This is a genomic window from Pollutibacter soli (assembly GCA_029269725.1).
Classification (GTDB): domain Bacteria; phylum Bacteroidota; class Bacteroidia; order Chitinophagales; family Chitinophagaceae; genus Pollutibacter; species Pollutibacter soli.
In genome coordinates this window covers 1-15,220 of record JARJHS010000011.1, presented here as the reverse complement: position 1 = coordinate 15,220, position 15,220 = coordinate 1, and the positions used below count along the sequence as shown (strand labels likewise).

General features: G+C 41.8%; 15 protein-coding genes. 7 read left to right on the top strand and 8 right to left on the bottom strand.

What is annotated here, in order from left to right:
- The first annotated feature begins 360 nt into the window (after positions 1-360).
- Positions 361-2,913 (top strand): DUF3857 domain-containing protein, encoded by a 2,553-nt coding sequence (locus P2W82_RS21350; RefSeq protein WP_336517978.1) that lies wholly within the window; start codon positions 361-363, stop codon positions 2,911-2,913.
- Positions 2,914-2,997: 84 nt separating this feature from the next.
- Here P2W82_RS21350 and P2W82_RS21345 read toward each other — a convergent pair whose 3' ends face one another.
- Positions 2,998-3,858, bottom strand: a complete 861-nt coding sequence (locus P2W82_RS21345; RefSeq protein ID WP_336517977.1) for an NUDIX hydrolase — start codon at positions 3,856-3,858, stop codon at positions 2,998-3,000.
- 27 nt (positions 3,859-3,885) lie between these two features.
- Here P2W82_RS21345 and P2W82_RS21340 point away from each other — a divergent pair, with 27 nt between their 5' ends.
- The 4 genes from P2W82_RS21340 to P2W82_RS21325 all read left to right on the top strand — a co-directional run bounded on the left by P2W82_RS21340 (position 3,886) and on the right by P2W82_RS21325 (position 8,669).
- Positions 3,886-4,266, top strand: a complete 381-nt coding sequence (locus tag P2W82_RS21340) for a hypothetical protein (protein ID WP_336517976.1) — start codon at positions 3,886-3,888, stop codon at positions 4,264-4,266.
- Positions 4,267-4,337: 71 nt separating this feature from the next.
- The gene (locus tag P2W82_RS21335) at positions 4,338-5,222 is read left to right on the top strand and encodes an alpha/beta hydrolase (protein ID WP_336517975.1); all 885 of its coding nucleotides are present in this window, start codon (positions 4,338-4,340) and stop codon (positions 5,220-5,222) included.
- Between the two features lie 9 nt (positions 5,223-5,231).
- The gene (locus P2W82_RS21330) at positions 5,232-6,647 is read left to right on the top strand and encodes a nucleoside hydrolase-like domain-containing protein (RefSeq protein ID WP_336517974.1); all 1,416 of its coding nucleotides are present in this window, start codon (positions 5,232-5,234) and stop codon (positions 6,645-6,647) included.
- A gap of 318 nt (positions 6,648-6,965) precedes the next feature.
- The gene (locus tag P2W82_RS21325) at positions 6,966-8,669 is read left to right on the top strand and encodes a sodium/sugar symporter (RefSeq protein ID WP_336517973.1); all 1,704 of its coding nucleotides are present in this window, start codon (positions 6,966-6,968) and stop codon (positions 8,667-8,669) included.
- 20 nt (positions 8,670-8,689) lie between these two features.
- Here the strand turns inward: P2W82_RS21325 and P2W82_RS21320 are convergent, their stop codons facing one another.
- Entirely contained in the window at positions 8,690-8,830 is a 141-nt protein-coding gene (locus P2W82_RS21320; protein WP_336517972.1) for a hypothetical protein, read from the bottom strand.
- A gap of 199 nt (positions 8,831-9,029) precedes the next feature.
- Between P2W82_RS21320 and P2W82_RS21315 the strand changes: the two genes are divergently transcribed.
- Positions 9,030-9,593, top strand: a complete 564-nt coding sequence (locus tag P2W82_RS21315) for a Crp/Fnr family transcriptional regulator (protein WP_336517971.1) — start codon at positions 9,030-9,032, stop codon at positions 9,591-9,593.
- A 156-nt stretch (positions 9,594-9,749) separates the two neighbouring features.
- On the opposite strand, the gene P2W82_RS21310 is transcribed toward P2W82_RS21315, so the two are convergent.
- From P2W82_RS21310 to P2W82_RS21285, 6 genes are read right to left on the bottom strand one after another with little or no spacing between them, the layout of a single operon-like run.
- Entirely contained in the window at positions 9,750-10,148 is a 399-nt protein-coding gene (locus P2W82_RS21310) for a response regulator (protein WP_336517970.1), read from the bottom strand.
- The gene (locus P2W82_RS21305) at positions 10,145-11,794 is read right to left on the bottom strand and encodes a sensor histidine kinase (RefSeq protein WP_336517969.1); all 1,650 of its coding nucleotides are present in this window, start codon (positions 11,792-11,794) and stop codon (positions 10,145-10,147) included. Before P2W82_RS21305 ends, P2W82_RS21310 begins: the two co-directional genes overlap by 4 nt.
- The gene (locus P2W82_RS21300) at positions 11,791-12,807 is read right to left on the bottom strand and encodes a SpoIIE family protein phosphatase (RefSeq protein ID WP_336517968.1); all 1,017 of its coding nucleotides are present in this window, start codon (positions 12,805-12,807) and stop codon (positions 11,791-11,793) included. The genes P2W82_RS21305 and P2W82_RS21300 overlap by 4 nt, the downstream gene beginning before the upstream one ends.
- The gene (locus tag P2W82_RS21295; RefSeq protein WP_336517967.1) at positions 12,800-13,228 is read right to left on the bottom strand and encodes an anti-sigma regulatory factor; all 429 of its coding nucleotides are present in this window, start codon (positions 13,226-13,228) and stop codon (positions 12,800-12,802) included. Before P2W82_RS21295 ends, P2W82_RS21300 begins: the two co-directional genes overlap by 8 nt.
- Entirely contained in the window at positions 13,194-13,592 is a 399-nt protein-coding gene (locus P2W82_RS21290; RefSeq protein WP_336517966.1) for an STAS domain-containing protein, read from the bottom strand. The genes P2W82_RS21295 and P2W82_RS21290 overlap by 35 nt, the downstream gene beginning before the upstream one ends.
- Before the next feature lie 5 nt (positions 13,593-13,597).
- Positions 13,598-14,464, bottom strand: coding sequence for an STAS domain-containing protein (locus P2W82_RS21285; protein WP_336517965.1), 867 nt, complete (start codon positions 14,462-14,464; stop codon positions 13,598-13,600).
- A gap of 236 nt (positions 14,465-14,700) precedes the next feature.
- On the opposite strand from P2W82_RS21285, the gene yiaA reads away from it, so the two are divergent.
- Positions 14,701-15,135, top strand: coding sequence for an inner membrane protein YiaA (gene yiaA / locus P2W82_RS21280; RefSeq protein ID WP_336517964.1), 435 nt, complete (start codon positions 14,701-14,703; stop codon positions 15,133-15,135).
- The last annotated feature ends 85 nt before the right edge of the window (positions 15,136-15,220 follow it).

Below are 15,220 nucleotides of genomic sequence, written 5' to 3'. Positions count from 1 at the left end.
AAACTGAAAAATAATTGAACTGTGTCCGGTTATGTTACAATAGGTGTACGGGGACGTAGAAGTAAGTAGGCAAAAAGGCAAAAGGGTACAGCGGGAACCTGAGAACGCAGTGGTCTCAATTATAAAAGTAAAAAACACAGAGAAAAACGACTGAGTCAACAGCCCACAGAACAAATACAGAGATACTCCCGGGTGTTTTTCTGTGAACACGCTGGTATTCCCTCTGTGTTTTGACCTTCGTTTTTGAAAACTCCGGATCATAGAGTTCCTGCTGTTCCTGCTGCCTCCTGCCTATACTTAATTTTGTCCATTTTCGTTTTATATTTACCCGGAACACCACTGATAACCAAGACTATCCTTATGCGAGCTCTGATTTGTTTCCTAGTCCTCTTTTCTATTTTCTTCGAGTGCAGTGCCCAGGCAGTAAAAATTACAAGTGCCCCTTCCTGGCTCGTGAAATCTTCCTTTATTGACGACAAAAAAACTGCTGCCGATGAGGTAAGCAATGGATACACACTTGCTTTGTACGAAAGACAGGTAAACCTGGCAGATCAGTCGGTATTCATGCATATCAAAAGAAGGATATATAATGAAACCGGCGTTCAGAATGCTTCTGAAGTTTCAGTAAGTTTTGCGCCGCAATATGAACATGTTAATATTCACTATATAAAAATCATTCGCAACGGCGGGGTTGTTTATAATCTTCATCAGAAGGATATCAAGGTTGTTGAGGAAGAGGCAGAGAGCGATGAATTTTTGTATAATGAACGTAAACGTGCATTTGTGATTTTAAAGGGAGTTGAGAAGAATGATGAAATTGATTTCGCATATACAATTGCAGGTTTCAACCCCGTTTTTGGAAAACACTACAGCGATAAAATTTACTTCGCTTCCGGTTTACAGATCGAAAATTATTTTCAAACGCTCATTGTGCCGGCATCAACCAATATCAGTTTCAAAACATACAATGATGCGCCTCATCCTAAAGAAACGAGGACTGGTGATAACAAGATCTATGAGTGGTTAAATCCGCCCATCGGGGAATGGAAATGGAAATCGGGTAGCCCTTCCTGGTATGAAGCGGAAACAATGATCAGCTTCACTACTTTTCAAAACTGGAAGGAGGTAATCGATTGGGGAGCACGTTTGTTTAAAGATTACAAATATCCTTTGCCAGCAAAACTGCATGCGCTAATTGAGGAATGGCGGAAAAAATCCGGTGGCAACAAAGATAAGTTTGCCACCATGGCCACCGAATTTGTACAGGAGAAGGTTCGTTATCTCGGTCTTGAAATCGGAACAAATTCACACGAACCTCATCCGCCTGCGGAAATATTTGACCAGCGATTTGGTGATTGCAAAGACAAGTCACTTTTGTTGAGCATGATTCTGCGACAGGAAAATATTGAATCTTATGTCGCACTTGTAGATACGGAAGAAAAGAAAATGATCGGAGAAGCGTTGCCTTCTGCGATTACTTTTGATCACGCCATCGTTGCTGTAAGAAATGAAGATGGCAACGGTTATCGTTTTGTCGACCCCACAATTACAGGTCAGCGAGGGCCATTCTCAAATCTCTATGTGCCTGAATACGGTTTTGCTTTGGTGTTGAATCCATCTGAAACAGGCTTGCAGGTAGCGAGAGGATCATCAGTAAACAGAATTGAAGTTGCCGAGACTTTTCGGTTAAGCTATAATGATAGTAGTAAGCTCAAAGTCACTACAAAATATTATGGCAAGTCTGCAGATCGTACCAGGGACGAGCTTCGCGGTACAAGCATCAAAGAACTTGGTAAAAGTTACCAGGATTTTTATGCAAAGTTGTATGAAAGCATCAATCTCAGTCGACCTGTTGCTGTAACTGATGATAGTGCTATAAATGAACTGAAGATTGATGAGAGCTATGCAGTCGCTTCTGCCTGGGTGAAGGACAAAGGAAGGAAGAAGGCTTTCAATTTTATCGCACAGGTGTTGTTTGATAAATTACCAAATCCTTCAGATCATCCGGATGATGCACCGATGTGGTTAGAATATCCTTTGAATTATGTTTATACGGTTCAGATGTATATGCCGGAAGAGTGGCCTCAATACTTTGTTCCGGAGCATATAAAAAATGATTACTATCAGTTTGATTTCACACCAAGAGTGGATGGAAAGATTATTTACCTCGAGTATTATTTCGCCACCTTCAAAGATCATATTCCCGCCTCGATGGTGAAAACCTATAAAGCGGATTATGAAAAAATAAACAATGAAATGAGTTTTGCATTGACATCAACTCCTGAGTCTCCTAAAACGAGAGATACGCCGCGGGATCCTGTCAGCATCACTACACTCGCCTTGTTTGTCTTGTTCCTTGGTATACTTGTGCTGCTGGTTGTTTATCTGAATGAAAGATCAGTTCCTGTTCAATACGATGAAAACGCTGCATGGTCGATCCAGGGTTGGCTGATCGTTTTAGGAATTTCACTGGGTGTAAAGATTATCTATCAAAGTTACCTGTTATTCAGCTCAGGCTATTTCATGCAAGCCACTTGGGATGCGCTCAGGGAATTGGGTGGCGTTGGGTTGCAGGGAGTAGCGGTATTTGAAATGATGGCGCAGGAATTTTCACTGGTATTTGGGGTAGTATTGCTGATCTGGTTCCTTAGAAGAAGAGATATATTCCCGGTCATGTTTACCTGGTTTGTCGGGATTTTGCTGGTTTCCCAGTTTTTACTGATGGGTATGTACATGTATTATAAGCACGCATTTCCTGGCCAGGATCTTGTTCAAACCCAGATGACAAATGTGATTCAGATTTTGATATATGGTGCAATCTGGGTGACTTATATCCAACGTTCAGACCGCTCGAAGTACACTTTTCTTATTTCGTTTTCACGCGAGCGTTCCGTTACCGGGAGGCATATATAGTTGTTCGCGCTGATGTGCGCAGATAAGAAATTTCGAAAAAGTAATAAAAATCTGCGTGAATCTCCGGAAATCTGCGGTTGGCAATCAATATCCGCCTTTCCTGAATTTATACAGATAGGGAGCCTTATGTGCCTTGCCGCTGTATTTTTTTTCCAGTCTTTCCAGTCTACCGGTGGCTAACAATTTTCGCTGGAAATTGGTGCGCACAAATTTTTTCTGAAATACAGCTTCATATAATTTCTGCAATTCAGCCATGGTAAATGGCTCCGGCAACAACGTTGATTCCTGCAATTTGTGATCAAGATCAGCCTGCAGTCTTTTCAACGCTTTTTTGATGATTTCATGATGATCAAAAAGCAACGGCGGCAGTTTTTTTACATCAAACCATTTGATTTCAGAAAATATGGTTTCAGTTTTTATTTGCGCTGCTTCGAAATCTACCAGTGCATAATAGCAAACGGATATAAATCGCTGCGAAAACCAATTGTTTGCAGGAAGTGTAAGATTCAGATTTTTAAACACCTCAGAAAAGATTTGTTTCGGGATCCTGTCTGATTTTCCCGAGACATAAAACTGTTCCAGGAAAATTTTTGACAATCCGGTTCTTTCATGAAGTATCCGTATTGCAGCGTCATCAATATCTTCTTTCTTTTCAATATAACCCGCGGGCAGACTATAAGTATCTGCGTCGCCAAATCGCAGCAGCAGGATCTTTAATTTTCCTCTATGAGAGCCGAAGATTATGGTGTCAATTGAAATGCCGGGAAGATAAATATCCGCAGCAGTGGATGCAAAATTCTGTAAAGCCTGCCTGAGTTCCATGTCTCCATTCGATACCATAAAAGCTGAATTATTAAAAAGCAAAAGTATCCCCGGATCTCTGTTATTTTTTGCCCGGATATAAAAATAAGTTATTATTGTATCAACCTGATACAATAACTGCATTTTATTAATTTACCCCAAAACAGAAGTATGAAACAAAAACTGATCGTTCTCCTCTCATTCTTTATGATCTGCTTTTCACTAGGCAGCAATGCGCAATCACGGGACACTACCAGCTATTTCGCCGGTAAATGGAATGTAATGATCAAAGGACTTCCAAACGGTGATACAAAGATGATCGTGAACCTGGAGAAAAAAGACAATTCCTATTCAGGCGCCATACTGGATTCAACGAATACTGAAATTTCTAAATTCAGTAAAGTAGAAAGAACAGGATACAGCATCACCGTTTATTTTACTGCACAGGGTTATGATGTAAGTCTCACACTGGATAAAAAAGATGAGGACCATGTGGTGGGCAACATGATGAGTATGTTCGAGGCTGAAGGAGAACGCGCGAAGGAAAAGTAACCGGTTATTTCTTTATTATTTATCCAGGGCTTAATTTCAGCAGCAGATCGAATCATCAAACAAAGACGCCAATGAGATTGCCGGGCTGCCTGTTTCTGTTAGTAGCATTTGTGTTTCCTGCAGCTGCGCAGGAAACCAGAATCAACATCTACAATGGCCCGGCTCCAGGTTCTGAAACCTGGAACTGGCCTGAGAAAACATATAATTTTGCTGCACTTAAATTGACGATGGTATATAATGTCACCAATCCATCTTTAGCAGTATTCAGACCTGACCCTTCAAATGCTAACGGAACCGCCATCATCGTTTGCCCTGGTGGCGGTTTTTATTTTTTATCTATCGACAACGAAGGGAATGAAGTGGCCCGCTGGTTACAAAAACAGGGTTATACTGTTTTTGTTCTGCGATATCGAACCGAATTTGTGCGTGGCGAAAATCCATTCAATGAAATGATGGCTTCAATGACGGACACAGCAAAACAGGCGAAACTCAGGTTAGTGATTCCGATGTCTGTTGCTGATGGAAAAGCTTCTATCGCATGGGTTAGGTCACATGCATCAGAATATAAAGTCAACCCGGACAGGATTGGTATTATTGGTTTTTCTGCAGGCGGCACTGTTGCAGGTTCTGCAGCATTTGATTATACTCCGGAAAACAAACCTGATTTTGTGGCTCCTATTTATGCATTTCTTCCCGACTCATTGCAGGGAAAAATGATGACAGATGCGCCGCCGATGTTTTTGGTCTGCGCCAGCGATGACCAGCTCAATCTGGCCACCCACAGTATTAGTTTGTACAACAAATGGCTTGCAGCAAAGAAGCCCGTAGAAATACATTTGTACACGAGAGGAGGTCATGGTTTCGGAATGAAAATACAGCATCTTCCCACTGATAGTTGGATCGAACGTTTTGCTGAATGGCTGGTTTTATTGAAATTGAATAAACCGGCAAAATAAATTATCGTTATGCGATTGTCTGCCATAGTCTTGGTTTTTTCTGTTTACCTGCTTTATGGATTCAACAGTCCTCCGGTTTCGGAAAAGCGGCGTGTTTTAGTATTGTCAGATATTGAAGCTGATCCGGATGATGCACAATCACTGATCCGGTTTCTTCTGTATTCCAATCAATGGGATGTCGAGGGATTGATCGCAACGACATCCATCCATCAGAAAACCTTTGTAGCACCTGAAAGTATTATTGGCATTCTTGATGCATATAAAAAAGTGCATCCCAATTTGCTGAAGCATGAAAAAGGATATCCCAGTTATGAAGTGCTGCGTCCTAAAGTAAAGAAAGGTCTTGCTATCTATGGAATGGAAGGCGTGGGTGAAGGCAAAGATTCAGAAGGTTCTGAATGGATCATCAAAGTTTTAGAAAAACCAGATCCACGTCCTTTGTGGGTGCCGGTATGGGGTGGACCTAACACCCTCGCACAGGCGCTTTGGAAAATCAAGAAAACAAAATCCGAAGCCGAAGCAGAGAAGATGATCAGGAAGCTTCGCGTGTATACAATCTCGGACCAGGATGATTCAGGTCCATGGATCAGAAAAAATTTTCCTGATTTATTTTATGTAGTTACACCTGGATACAATTATACAAAAGCAACATGGCTGGGCATCGCATTCGGATTGCCGGGTTCGAATACCGAGGTTGTTTCCAACGACTGGCTCGCGAAAAATATTCAGCAGGGTCATGGTCCGTTGGGCGCTGCTTATCCTGATGTTGCCTACGGAATGGAAGGAGATACGCCGTCATTTTTAAGTTTGATAGATAATGGACTAAGCGATCCTGAGCATCCGGATTATGGCGGATGGGGTGGAAGATATGAATATTATCTTCCGGATTTTGAAGATTCGAATACAGGAATGTTCAAAAGGGAAAACTGGCCAAAAGACGAGCCGGAGACAAGAAAGATATGGACAAATGCAAAAGACTCTGTTCAGTCTCCGCTTGATAAAAAGTATTATGTCGGTAACAGAGAAACGATCTGGCGGTGGCGCGTCGATTTTCAGAATGATTTTGCTGCGCGTATGGCATGGACGACAAAAGAATTCAACCAGGCCAATCATCCACCACAACCAAAACTGAAACACAGTGAACGGCTGACGATGAAATCAGGTGAATCTATCCGGTTAAGCGCTGCCGGTACTACGGATCCGGATGGAGACTCGATGAGTTATTTGTGGTTCCAGTATCCGGAAGCTGGTACTTATCCAGGCATTATCAGCTTCAGACCATATTCGCCGAATTTGTACGAGATACCTTTTACTGCACCCGTTGTTCAATCACAACAATCGATTCATATCATTTTAAAAGTAACTGATAAAGGTTCGCCCGCGCTAAGCAGGTATAAGAGAATTATTGTTACGGTAGTGCCTTAAATAATTCTGTTTTTGGAACACATAGATCATATGGGCAACAAAGGCACATATAAAATCGATGTTTTTCTACGGGTTTCAAATTTCCGACCTGAAGCGATGGTTATTAACAATGCTCCTGACATTCATTTTTTGAGCCACACAGGTCACATAGGCATTTAAGGTATTTTTTATGTGCCTATATTTTCTATGTTTTCTATGTGGTTCAAATTTCCCGGGCCGTAGGCCCATCTCGATAAAAGAAAATATCAACACGACTTCATTGTACCACAGAAGTTTTGTAGTTTGGATACTTTGTAGCAAACAATTACAATCGATTGCATGAATACCCTCCATGGTAAAGACTATCTTGTATTCCTTATTTATTTTATTGTTGTCGCAGGTTATGGCTACTGGATCTATCGCAGAAAAAAGAAAGCGACGGTAACCGCATCTCATGATTATTTCCTGGCAGAGGGTTCTCTGACGTGGTGGGCCATCGGTGCTTCACTGATTGCATCAAATATTTCGGCTGAACAGTTTATCGGAATGAGTGGCAATGGCTTCACGATGGGTCTCGCCATTTCAACCTACGAATGGATGGCAGCCGCAACATTGCTTGTCGTTGCTATCTTTTTTATTCCGGTATACCTGAAGAACAAGATATACACCATGCCGCAATTTTTGCAGCAGCGATACAATGGTACAGTCGCGATGATTATGGCGGTGTTCTGGTTGCTCTTATACGTAATCGTCAATCTTACATCAATTCTTTTTCTGGGAGCGCTCGCGATCAGCAGTATCTCCGGAATCAGCCTGACGGTCTGTATGATATTTCTTGCGGTGTTTGCCGTATTCATTACACTCGGTGGAATGAAAGTGATAGGGTATACCGATGTGATCCAGGTATTCTTTCTGATACTCGGTGGATTAGTAACTACCTACCTCGCGCTTGATCTCGTTGCGCAGCATTACGGAACTAAAGGAGCAGTCGAAGGATTTAAAGCATTGACCACAAATGCAGACGAGCATTTTCATATGATCTTTAAAAAGGACAATCCGAATTATATAAGTCTGCCGGGTTTGACTGTACTCATCGGCGGAATGTGGATCGTGAATCTTAATTACTGGGGTTGTAATCAATACATCACGCAACGTGCATTGGGAGCGGATCTCGCAACTGCAAGAAAAGGAATTTTGTTCGCCGCATTTCTGAAATTATTGATGCCGGTGATCGTTGTGTTGCCTGGTATCGCAGCATTTGTGTTGCATAAAGAAGGAGTGGTGATTGGTGATGTGAATATCAGGAATGCTGTAGGTGTAGGCAATGAACTCGTACAGGATAAAGCTTATCCGGTTCTTTTAAATCTTTTGCCGACTGGTTTAAAGGGCCTTGCCTTTGCAGCACTCACCGCAGCAGTTGTTGCTTCTCTCGCTGGCAAAGCAAACAGTATCGCAACCATCTTCACACTGGATATTTATAAAAAGAAAATTGCCCCTGAAGCCGATGAAAAGAGAATGGTTTGGATGGGTAGGGTTTCTGTGATTGTTGCTATGCTTGTCGCAGTACTTATCGCGCCGTTTCTGGGAATCGACAAGAAGGGTGGTTTCGAATTCATCCAGGAATATACAGGCTTTGTATCTCCAGGTATTTTCGCCATGTTCATCCTTGGATTTTTCTGGAAGAAAACTACTTCCAATGCTGCGCTCTTTGGTTCCATCGGCGGATTTATCCTATCAGTTATTTTTAAAATTCTTCCAAAATGGACAAATCTCGAATGGTTGAGTCCATATGGATTTTCAAAACTGGTCGATCAGAAAGATGGAACTCAGTTGTATGAAATTCCATTCCTGGATAGGATGGGATTTGTATTTGTCATTTGCGTGTTGTCAATGATCGTGATTAGTTTGTATGAAAATAAACGTGGCATAAAACCAAATGGACTGATAATCGATAAGAAGATGTTTCGCATGGAGCCAGCATTTGCTGCCGGGACACTTATCGTTTGCGGGATATTGACTGCGCTGTACTATTTCTATTGGTAGAAGTTTGTTACGTGCAAAAATTATGCAAATCTGAAAAGGAATGAAAAAGGCCAGGTGGCCCTGAACAAAAAATAGGCTTTTTTCGCCAGGTATCCGATACTTGCAAGTATCGGATACCTGGGAGCTTTTGCGAAGTTCAAATGGATTTTTGAAAATTCCATGTGATTTTTCTGTTTATACAGCAGAAAATTCTCCGGCTGAATAAGAATAATACCGGACAACAACTGAATAATTTCCCATAAACTATTGACCCGGTTGCACAAATGAGGAAGTGATAAAATTCAATACCACTATCGACACAATAGTTTTAGAGAATGTGTATCTTCTGCTTTGGAAATTTTTGACGCAAAACATTTTTCATTGGAAAAACTTCTTAATCATCTCAGAACTTACAACACCTTGAGTTCAGAAGCTGAAATTGCACTTGGCGAGTGTTTTCAGGAGTTGGTATTTGCTAAAAATGATTTCCTGATCACAGAAGGAAAAACCTGTCGCCATTTATATTTCCTGGAGAAGGGAGCGCTTCGCGGTTATTATCTCGATGATGGAAAAGAGATCACGCATTGGTTTGCTTTTGAAGATAATTTCCTTACCTCCTTTCACAGTTTTATTACCCAGCAACCAACAGTTGAAACTTTGCAACTGATTGAAGGAAGCGTGTTGTGGGCCATTACAAAATCTGATCTGAATCGACTATTAAATCAATACCAGGAACTCGAGAAGTTATTGCGGATCGCTTATGAGAAGTATTATATCCGGCTCGAAGAAAAATTTATCAACTCGCATTTCACTTCCGCTGCAGAAAGATATGAGCGGCTTCTTGATCAGCAACCACATATTCTTGAACGCGTCGCGCTGGGGCAGATAGCGTCCTATCTTGGTATCAGCCAGGAAACATTAAGTCGTATAAGGAGTAAGGTGTGAGTAGTTCATCGTTGTTCGTTTTTCGTTCATCGAACACACAATTAATAGGTCGTTGATCGTTCATCGTCTTTGTTACGTTCGGCTGTTCAAACGAACAACGAACAACGAACAACGAATAACGAACAACGAATAACGAACAACGAACAACGAAGATTACTAAAAGACTTCACGCATTGTTCTCGCAATCTCTATGCTTTCTGAAAAACTCATTGGCTTGGAGAGATAATCAATCGCTCCCAGTTCAAAACATTTTGTTTTTTCAATGGCATTTACCGAGGTAGAGTAGATGATTACCGGAATATTTTTAAAACGGTCATCGCCTTTAATTCTTTGTAATGTCTGCGTACCCGTTAGCCTGGGCATATTCATATCAAGGATGATCAGCGAGGGAAGGTTGTGATCTGAGTGATGCTTGTTCAACATAGTAACAAGTTCCTCACCGTTCTGCGCAAAAACCAGCTCTACATCAGGATCAACTTCATTCATAGCTTCACCGATAACCAGCCAATCGTCCTGGTCATCATCTGCCATGAATATTTTGTTTGATGCCTTCATGCAATCTGTTCATTTCTTTTTGGAAGTTCAATAAAAAACCTGGTACCACTTCCCTCTACCGAACTTGCCCAGATATTACCATTGTGTGCCTCGACGATCTTTTTGCAGATGGCCAAACCGATCCCGGTTCCTGCATAAGATTGTTTATCATGAAGTCTTTGAAAAAGAGTAAAAATTTTACTCAGGTATTGTTCGTCAAATCCGACTCCGTTGTCTTCTACAACAATTTTCCAGACGTTATCGCTTTCTTCCGCGAATACTGAAACAACGGGAGGCCTTTCTGGTTTTGAAAATTTCAACGCGTTGCTCAGCAGGTTGTCAAACAGCTGGCGGAACATGCGCTCGTCACCATAAATATCGGGTAGTGCGCCGATGGTTACGGATGCAGTTTTTTCACTGATCAGAATATCAAACTCACGAATGGAACTCTTCACTATCTCATTTAAATCCACCTCTGAAAATCTGATATTATTTTTTTCAACCTGGGAATAGGAAAGCAGATCCCTGATGAGTCCTCGCATTCTTAATGAGGAACTGTGCACGATATTTAAATAGTTGAGATCTTTTTCTGACAGTCGATTCCTGCCGTGTTGAATGAGATAATCGCTGTAATAAATGATCTTTCTTACCGGTTCCTGCAGATCATGCGAAGCTACAAATGCAAATTGCTGAAGCTCTTCATTGCTTCGGTTCAGCTCTTCGATATTTTGTTCCAGTTCCCGTTGGTAGTGTTCAAGTTTATCCTGTGTGACCTTTAGCTCCACATTATCTTTCAGCGTTTGTTCATATTCTTTCTGCGAATGGATATCTGCTATATATCCCGTCCAGCTCAGGACATTTCCGCGATCGTCTTTTGAAGGTGATATCACCAGTTGGTGCCAGTAGTATTCATTATCATCTACATTTCGTATCCTGGCCTGAATTGTAAGTGTACTGATGGCGCGCGTTATATCTTTCTGGAGGATCACAGAAAAACCTGAATAATCGTCCGGATGAATTACATTCTTCCATTGACTCCTGTTTAAAGAGGTAAGGTTTTCTCCGGTGAAACTCGTGAGCCAGCGATTGGCATATACAATTTCTCCTTCGGCACTGATCGTAAAAATGAAAAGCGGCAATGTATTGGTTAACGATCTGTATTGTGCTTCACTTTTTTGAATTTTATCAGAAAGATCCTGGAGCTGATCATTTTTTCTTTTCAGCTCTTCATAGGGAGAAACCGGCGGTTCGTTCCTGAAAAGCGAACGCCATTCATCGAGCTTCAGGGTGTCAATCTTGAAATTTGGTTGTATATAATAAAAAAGCTCAACAACGGTATCTTTTTCTCTTTTGGAGATGTTATATTTCGCCACCAGCTTTTTTGCGTACTCCAGCCCCATGCTGCCTTCATTTGCTGAAGTCTGGTGAAGGTTAAGAGATGCCACTATGAATTTATCCCTTTTTTGCAATTCAATATTCAATGTGAGAAAACTACTCTTTTTACTTTCGATTGAAGTACGGGCTACCTCTGAAACTGCTGTCGCAAACGTCGTTTGCGCAGAAAGGGAAAGTCCGCTGATTTCAGCAAGTTTCATAGAACGCTTATGGGCCAGGATGAGGTCCATTTCATTATCCAGATTTACCCTGGTCAGTTCATGCATGCTCATAAGATAATTTTGCTCACGGCCACAGAAGCATCGTCATTGTTTCTCGTAAAGTCTCTGTAAATCGCGCTGGCAATGATCGCCGGATCGTTTCTGAGAATACCTGGCAGGCGAAGCAAATCCCAACGTGACTTGATACCGTCACTGCACATAATCAAATGCTGATCCGGTGAATAGTCTACTTCCAGTGAATTTAACGTGTTAGGAACATTCATCCCGATAATTCCATTATAAGAAATGTGTGTCTTGGGATTATCCGGCGATAAAAGTTTTGTCGATATATTTCCCACACCACAAATTTTCCATTTTCTTTCAACAATATCAAGAACTGCAACGGTACCCACGAGTCCCCGGGTTTTTTTTGCATGCTGGTTGATCTTGCGAATCAACTCCACCGGGTCGTTCTCCGGAGCAGCCATAAATACTTCCCCGGCTTTTTCTACTGCAACAGATGCATCAATACCATGACCCAAACCATCACCCAGGAAAAAATTTATAAAATTTCCCGTTTGTCTCCGGTAAAACCTGTCGCCTGAATAAAATTCTCCCGGTTTGGGAACAACAACATCCCTCGATTGTATTCTCGCTGTTTTTAAAAAGAGCGGTGGTGAGGTTTCATAAATACGTGATAACATAATGGTACCCCATCCTTTGATGGAATATGCCTGGAAGAAATCTGAAAGCCGTTTTATTGCTCCGAGCCCGTGTCCCAAAGTATTTTTAGTAGAGAAACCATCAACCACGTTTCTATTGATATCATGAATGCCCGGCCCCTTATCTATGCTGATGATTTCAACTCCGCGCAAGTCATTATCCCGGATAGCCTTTGCCAGAACAATACCTTCCTGGGCATGTTTGATAAGGTTGCTCGTCAGCTCCGCAACAATTATATCAACTTCTCCGGTGCGAGATTCAGAAAATCCGTTTTTCAGTGAAAGAGAATGGATTTCTTTTTTGAGAATGGATAGATAGCTTCTGTCATAGGCAGGATACAGCTGGTGAAAATTATTATCCATTCTTCCATTTTATAATCGATACTGTCGTTCCTTCTTCAGCAGAACTTTTGATATCAAATTCATTGACCAGTCGTTTCGTACCCGGAAGCCCCAGGCCAAGACTTTTCCCGGTGGTATACCCGTCTTTCATCGCCAGCTGGATGTCTTTTATTCCCGGACCCTGATCTCGAAAAATCAATCGTATGCCATTTTCTCTCCCCTGGGAAATGACTTCGATATGAACTATTCCGCCGTTGGCGTATTTCAGCATATTTCTAACCAGTTCACTCGCCGCAGTGATCAGTTTTGTCTGATTCAGCAAACCCATGTTGATCTTTGTGGCATACTCTTTCACCCTGTTTCTAAAGGGCACTACATCCTGTTCACGCTCAATTTTCATTGAGTCTTTATTCAGAACTATCTTCATCCTGGGGTGACTCATCCGAAGGAGAGCCTATTTTTTCTTTTAATAATTCCATTCCTTTTTCCACATTCAATGCGGTGTGAACACCTTTCAACTCCAATCCAAGTTCAATCAGGGTAATGGCGACGGCGGGTTGGATACCTACCACTACCGTTTCAGCATCCATGATTTTCGACATGCTGCCGATGTTGCCAAGGATACGTCCCATAAATGAATCGACAATGCTGAGCCCGGAGATATCAATCAGAACTCCCCTTGCGCCGGTTTTATTTACCATCTGTACCAGGTCACTTTCCAGGTTGGTAGCTAATTTATCATACAGGTCAATCTGAATGGTCACCAGGAGGAAATCCCCCATTCGTAATATTGGAATGCGATCCATACCGATCAATAAGTTTTGGGCTTTTGAGCACTTGATTTAACCTCCAGCTTCAGCATTGAAAAAGCAGTTTTCAATGCACTGGCAAGGCTTGCTTTTGTAATTATGTTGCTGAGATCGATGCCGAGATGCACGACAGTCTGTGCAATCTCCGGACGGATCCCGCTGATTATACATTCGGCCCCCATCAGTCTTGTTGCGGAAACCGTTTTTATCAGGTGCTGGGCTACAAGGGAATCAACCGCGGGAACACCTGATATATCAAGGATAGCAATAGAGCTTCCGGTTTCTACAATTTGTATCAACAGGTTTTCCATCACCACCTGGGTTCTTGAACTATCCAGTGTTCCGATGATTGGTAATGCAAGAATTCCGTCCCATACACGGATTACCGGCGTAGAGATTTCCGCTATTTCATCCGTCTGGCGCAAAATCACTTCTTCTCTTCCTTTGATAAAAGTTTCAAATGTGGTGATGCCAAAACTATCCATCAGTTTATTCACCTGGAAAGTAGCATTGACAAGTGTTTCGGGCTCTTTTGCCAATTCATTTTTCAGCGCTATTAAAAGGGCCTCCTTCAGACTGAAAATATATATGCCTGTTTCGCGAGGGCTGAATCCCTGGCGGGCGCGGGAGATTGAAATTCCGGCAAGGATTTCACTTACGGGTTCAAAATCCTGCGACTCAGGTTCGCCAAGATTTGTGTCATTAATATTGTTCAGCAGAACATCCAGGAGCTCCGTCGATTGTTCACGCAACTCGTCGTTGGACATCAGATCTTCGCGAAGACTGGCGTCTTTCAACTGATTTGTCATCCAGTTCTGAAGAATTTCTGATTTTTTCGATTTTAATAACTTACTTACTGAAGTAGCCATTCGTATTGGTTAATTTAAAGAGCAATGAACCAAATTACAATTTTGCATTTGGTTTGGATAAATTATTATAACTGATAGAAAAAAATTCTTGACGCCCGGCCGGGCAATAACCGTGGAATTTTTCAATTGAAAAAAAGATGATTGTGTTAGCGCCTTAACTTATCGTTTTTAGATTTTGACGAATGTCAAAAGCAAAAATCAAGCCACGGGGTAGGTTTTTTTCAATCTAAAGTTATATGGAACAGAAACAATCTCTTCAACCTACCGCTGCATTTATCGGGGCTTCCTGGCTAGCCTTACTGACAGGTGTAACCGCATTTATTATCGGACTGTCGAATGCCGGAATGCAACTCAACGAAAAAGGATATTATTTTACTGTACTGATGTTTGGTCTTTTTGCCGCAGTGTCCGTTCAGAAATCCGTACGTGATCAGCTGGAAGGAATTCCAGTCACCAATCTCTATTACGGGATTTCATGGTTCTCCACATTATTGACGATTGTGTTACTGGTTGTTGGGCTCTGGAATGCAGAACTTACCCGTAGCGAGAAAGGTTTTTATGCGATGTCTTTTGTACTGAGCATTTTTGCTGCGATCGCTGTGCAGAAGAATACGAGAGACATGAGGCAGGGACGAAAGCCGGATAACGAAGTTGTGAGTAGTAAGTTTTAATGTAAAAAGGCATGGTGCTGCAAGAGTCTTGCATGAAGCAGACTCAATTATTACGATAACCTTTTTAAAGGTTTCGTCAATTTTG

Excerpts from the sequence above, each read along its gene's own strand:
- P2W82_RS21300 (WP_336517968.1), bottom strand. The coding sequence starts at position 12,807 with ATGGATAATAATTTTCACCAGCTGTATCCTGCCTATGACAGAAGCTAT.
- P2W82_RS21310 (WP_336517970.1), bottom strand. The coding sequence starts at position 10,148 with ATGAAGGCATCAAACAAAATATTCATGGCAGATGATGACCAGGACGAT.
- P2W82_RS21305 (WP_336517969.1), bottom strand. The coding sequence starts at position 11,794 with ATGAGCATGCATGAACTGACCAGGGTAAATCTGGATAATGAAATGGAC.
- P2W82_RS21335 (WP_336517975.1), top strand. The coding sequence starts at position 4,338 with ATGAGATTGCCGGGCTGCCTGTTTCTGTTAGTAGCATTTGTGTTTCCT.
- yiaA (WP_336517964.1), top strand. The coding sequence starts at position 14,701 with ATGGAACAGAAACAATCTCTTCAACCTACCGCTGCATTTATCGGGGCT.
- P2W82_RS21295 (WP_336517967.1), bottom strand. The coding sequence starts at position 13,228 with ATGAGTCACCCCAGGATGAAGATAGTTCTGAATAAAGACTCAATGAAA.
- P2W82_RS21290 (WP_336517966.1), bottom strand. The coding sequence starts at position 13,592 with ATGGATCGCATTCCAATATTACGAATGGGGGATTTCCTCCTGGTGACC.
- P2W82_RS21330 (WP_336517974.1), top strand. The coding sequence starts at position 5,232 with ATGCGATTGTCTGCCATAGTCTTGGTTTTTTCTGTTTACCTGCTTTAT.
- P2W82_RS21350 (WP_336517978.1), top strand. The coding sequence starts at position 361 with ATGCGAGCTCTGATTTGTTTCCTAGTCCTCTTTTCTATTTTCTTCGAG.
- P2W82_RS21340 (WP_336517976.1), top strand. The coding sequence starts at position 3,886 with ATGAAACAAAAACTGATCGTTCTCCTCTCATTCTTTATGATCTGCTTT.
- P2W82_RS21325 (WP_336517973.1), top strand. The coding sequence starts at position 6,966 with ATGAATACCCTCCATGGTAAAGACTATCTTGTATTCCTTATTTATTTT.
- P2W82_RS21345 (WP_336517977.1), bottom strand. The coding sequence starts at position 3,858 with ATGCAGTTATTGTATCAGGTTGATACAATAATAACTTATTTTTATATC.
- P2W82_RS21320 (WP_336517972.1), bottom strand. The coding sequence starts at position 8,830 with ATGGAATTTTCAAAAATCCATTTGAACTTCGCAAAAGCTCCCAGGTAT.
- P2W82_RS21285 (WP_336517965.1), bottom strand. The coding sequence starts at position 14,464 with ATGGCTACTTCAGTAAGTAAGTTATTAAAATCGAAAAAATCAGAAATT.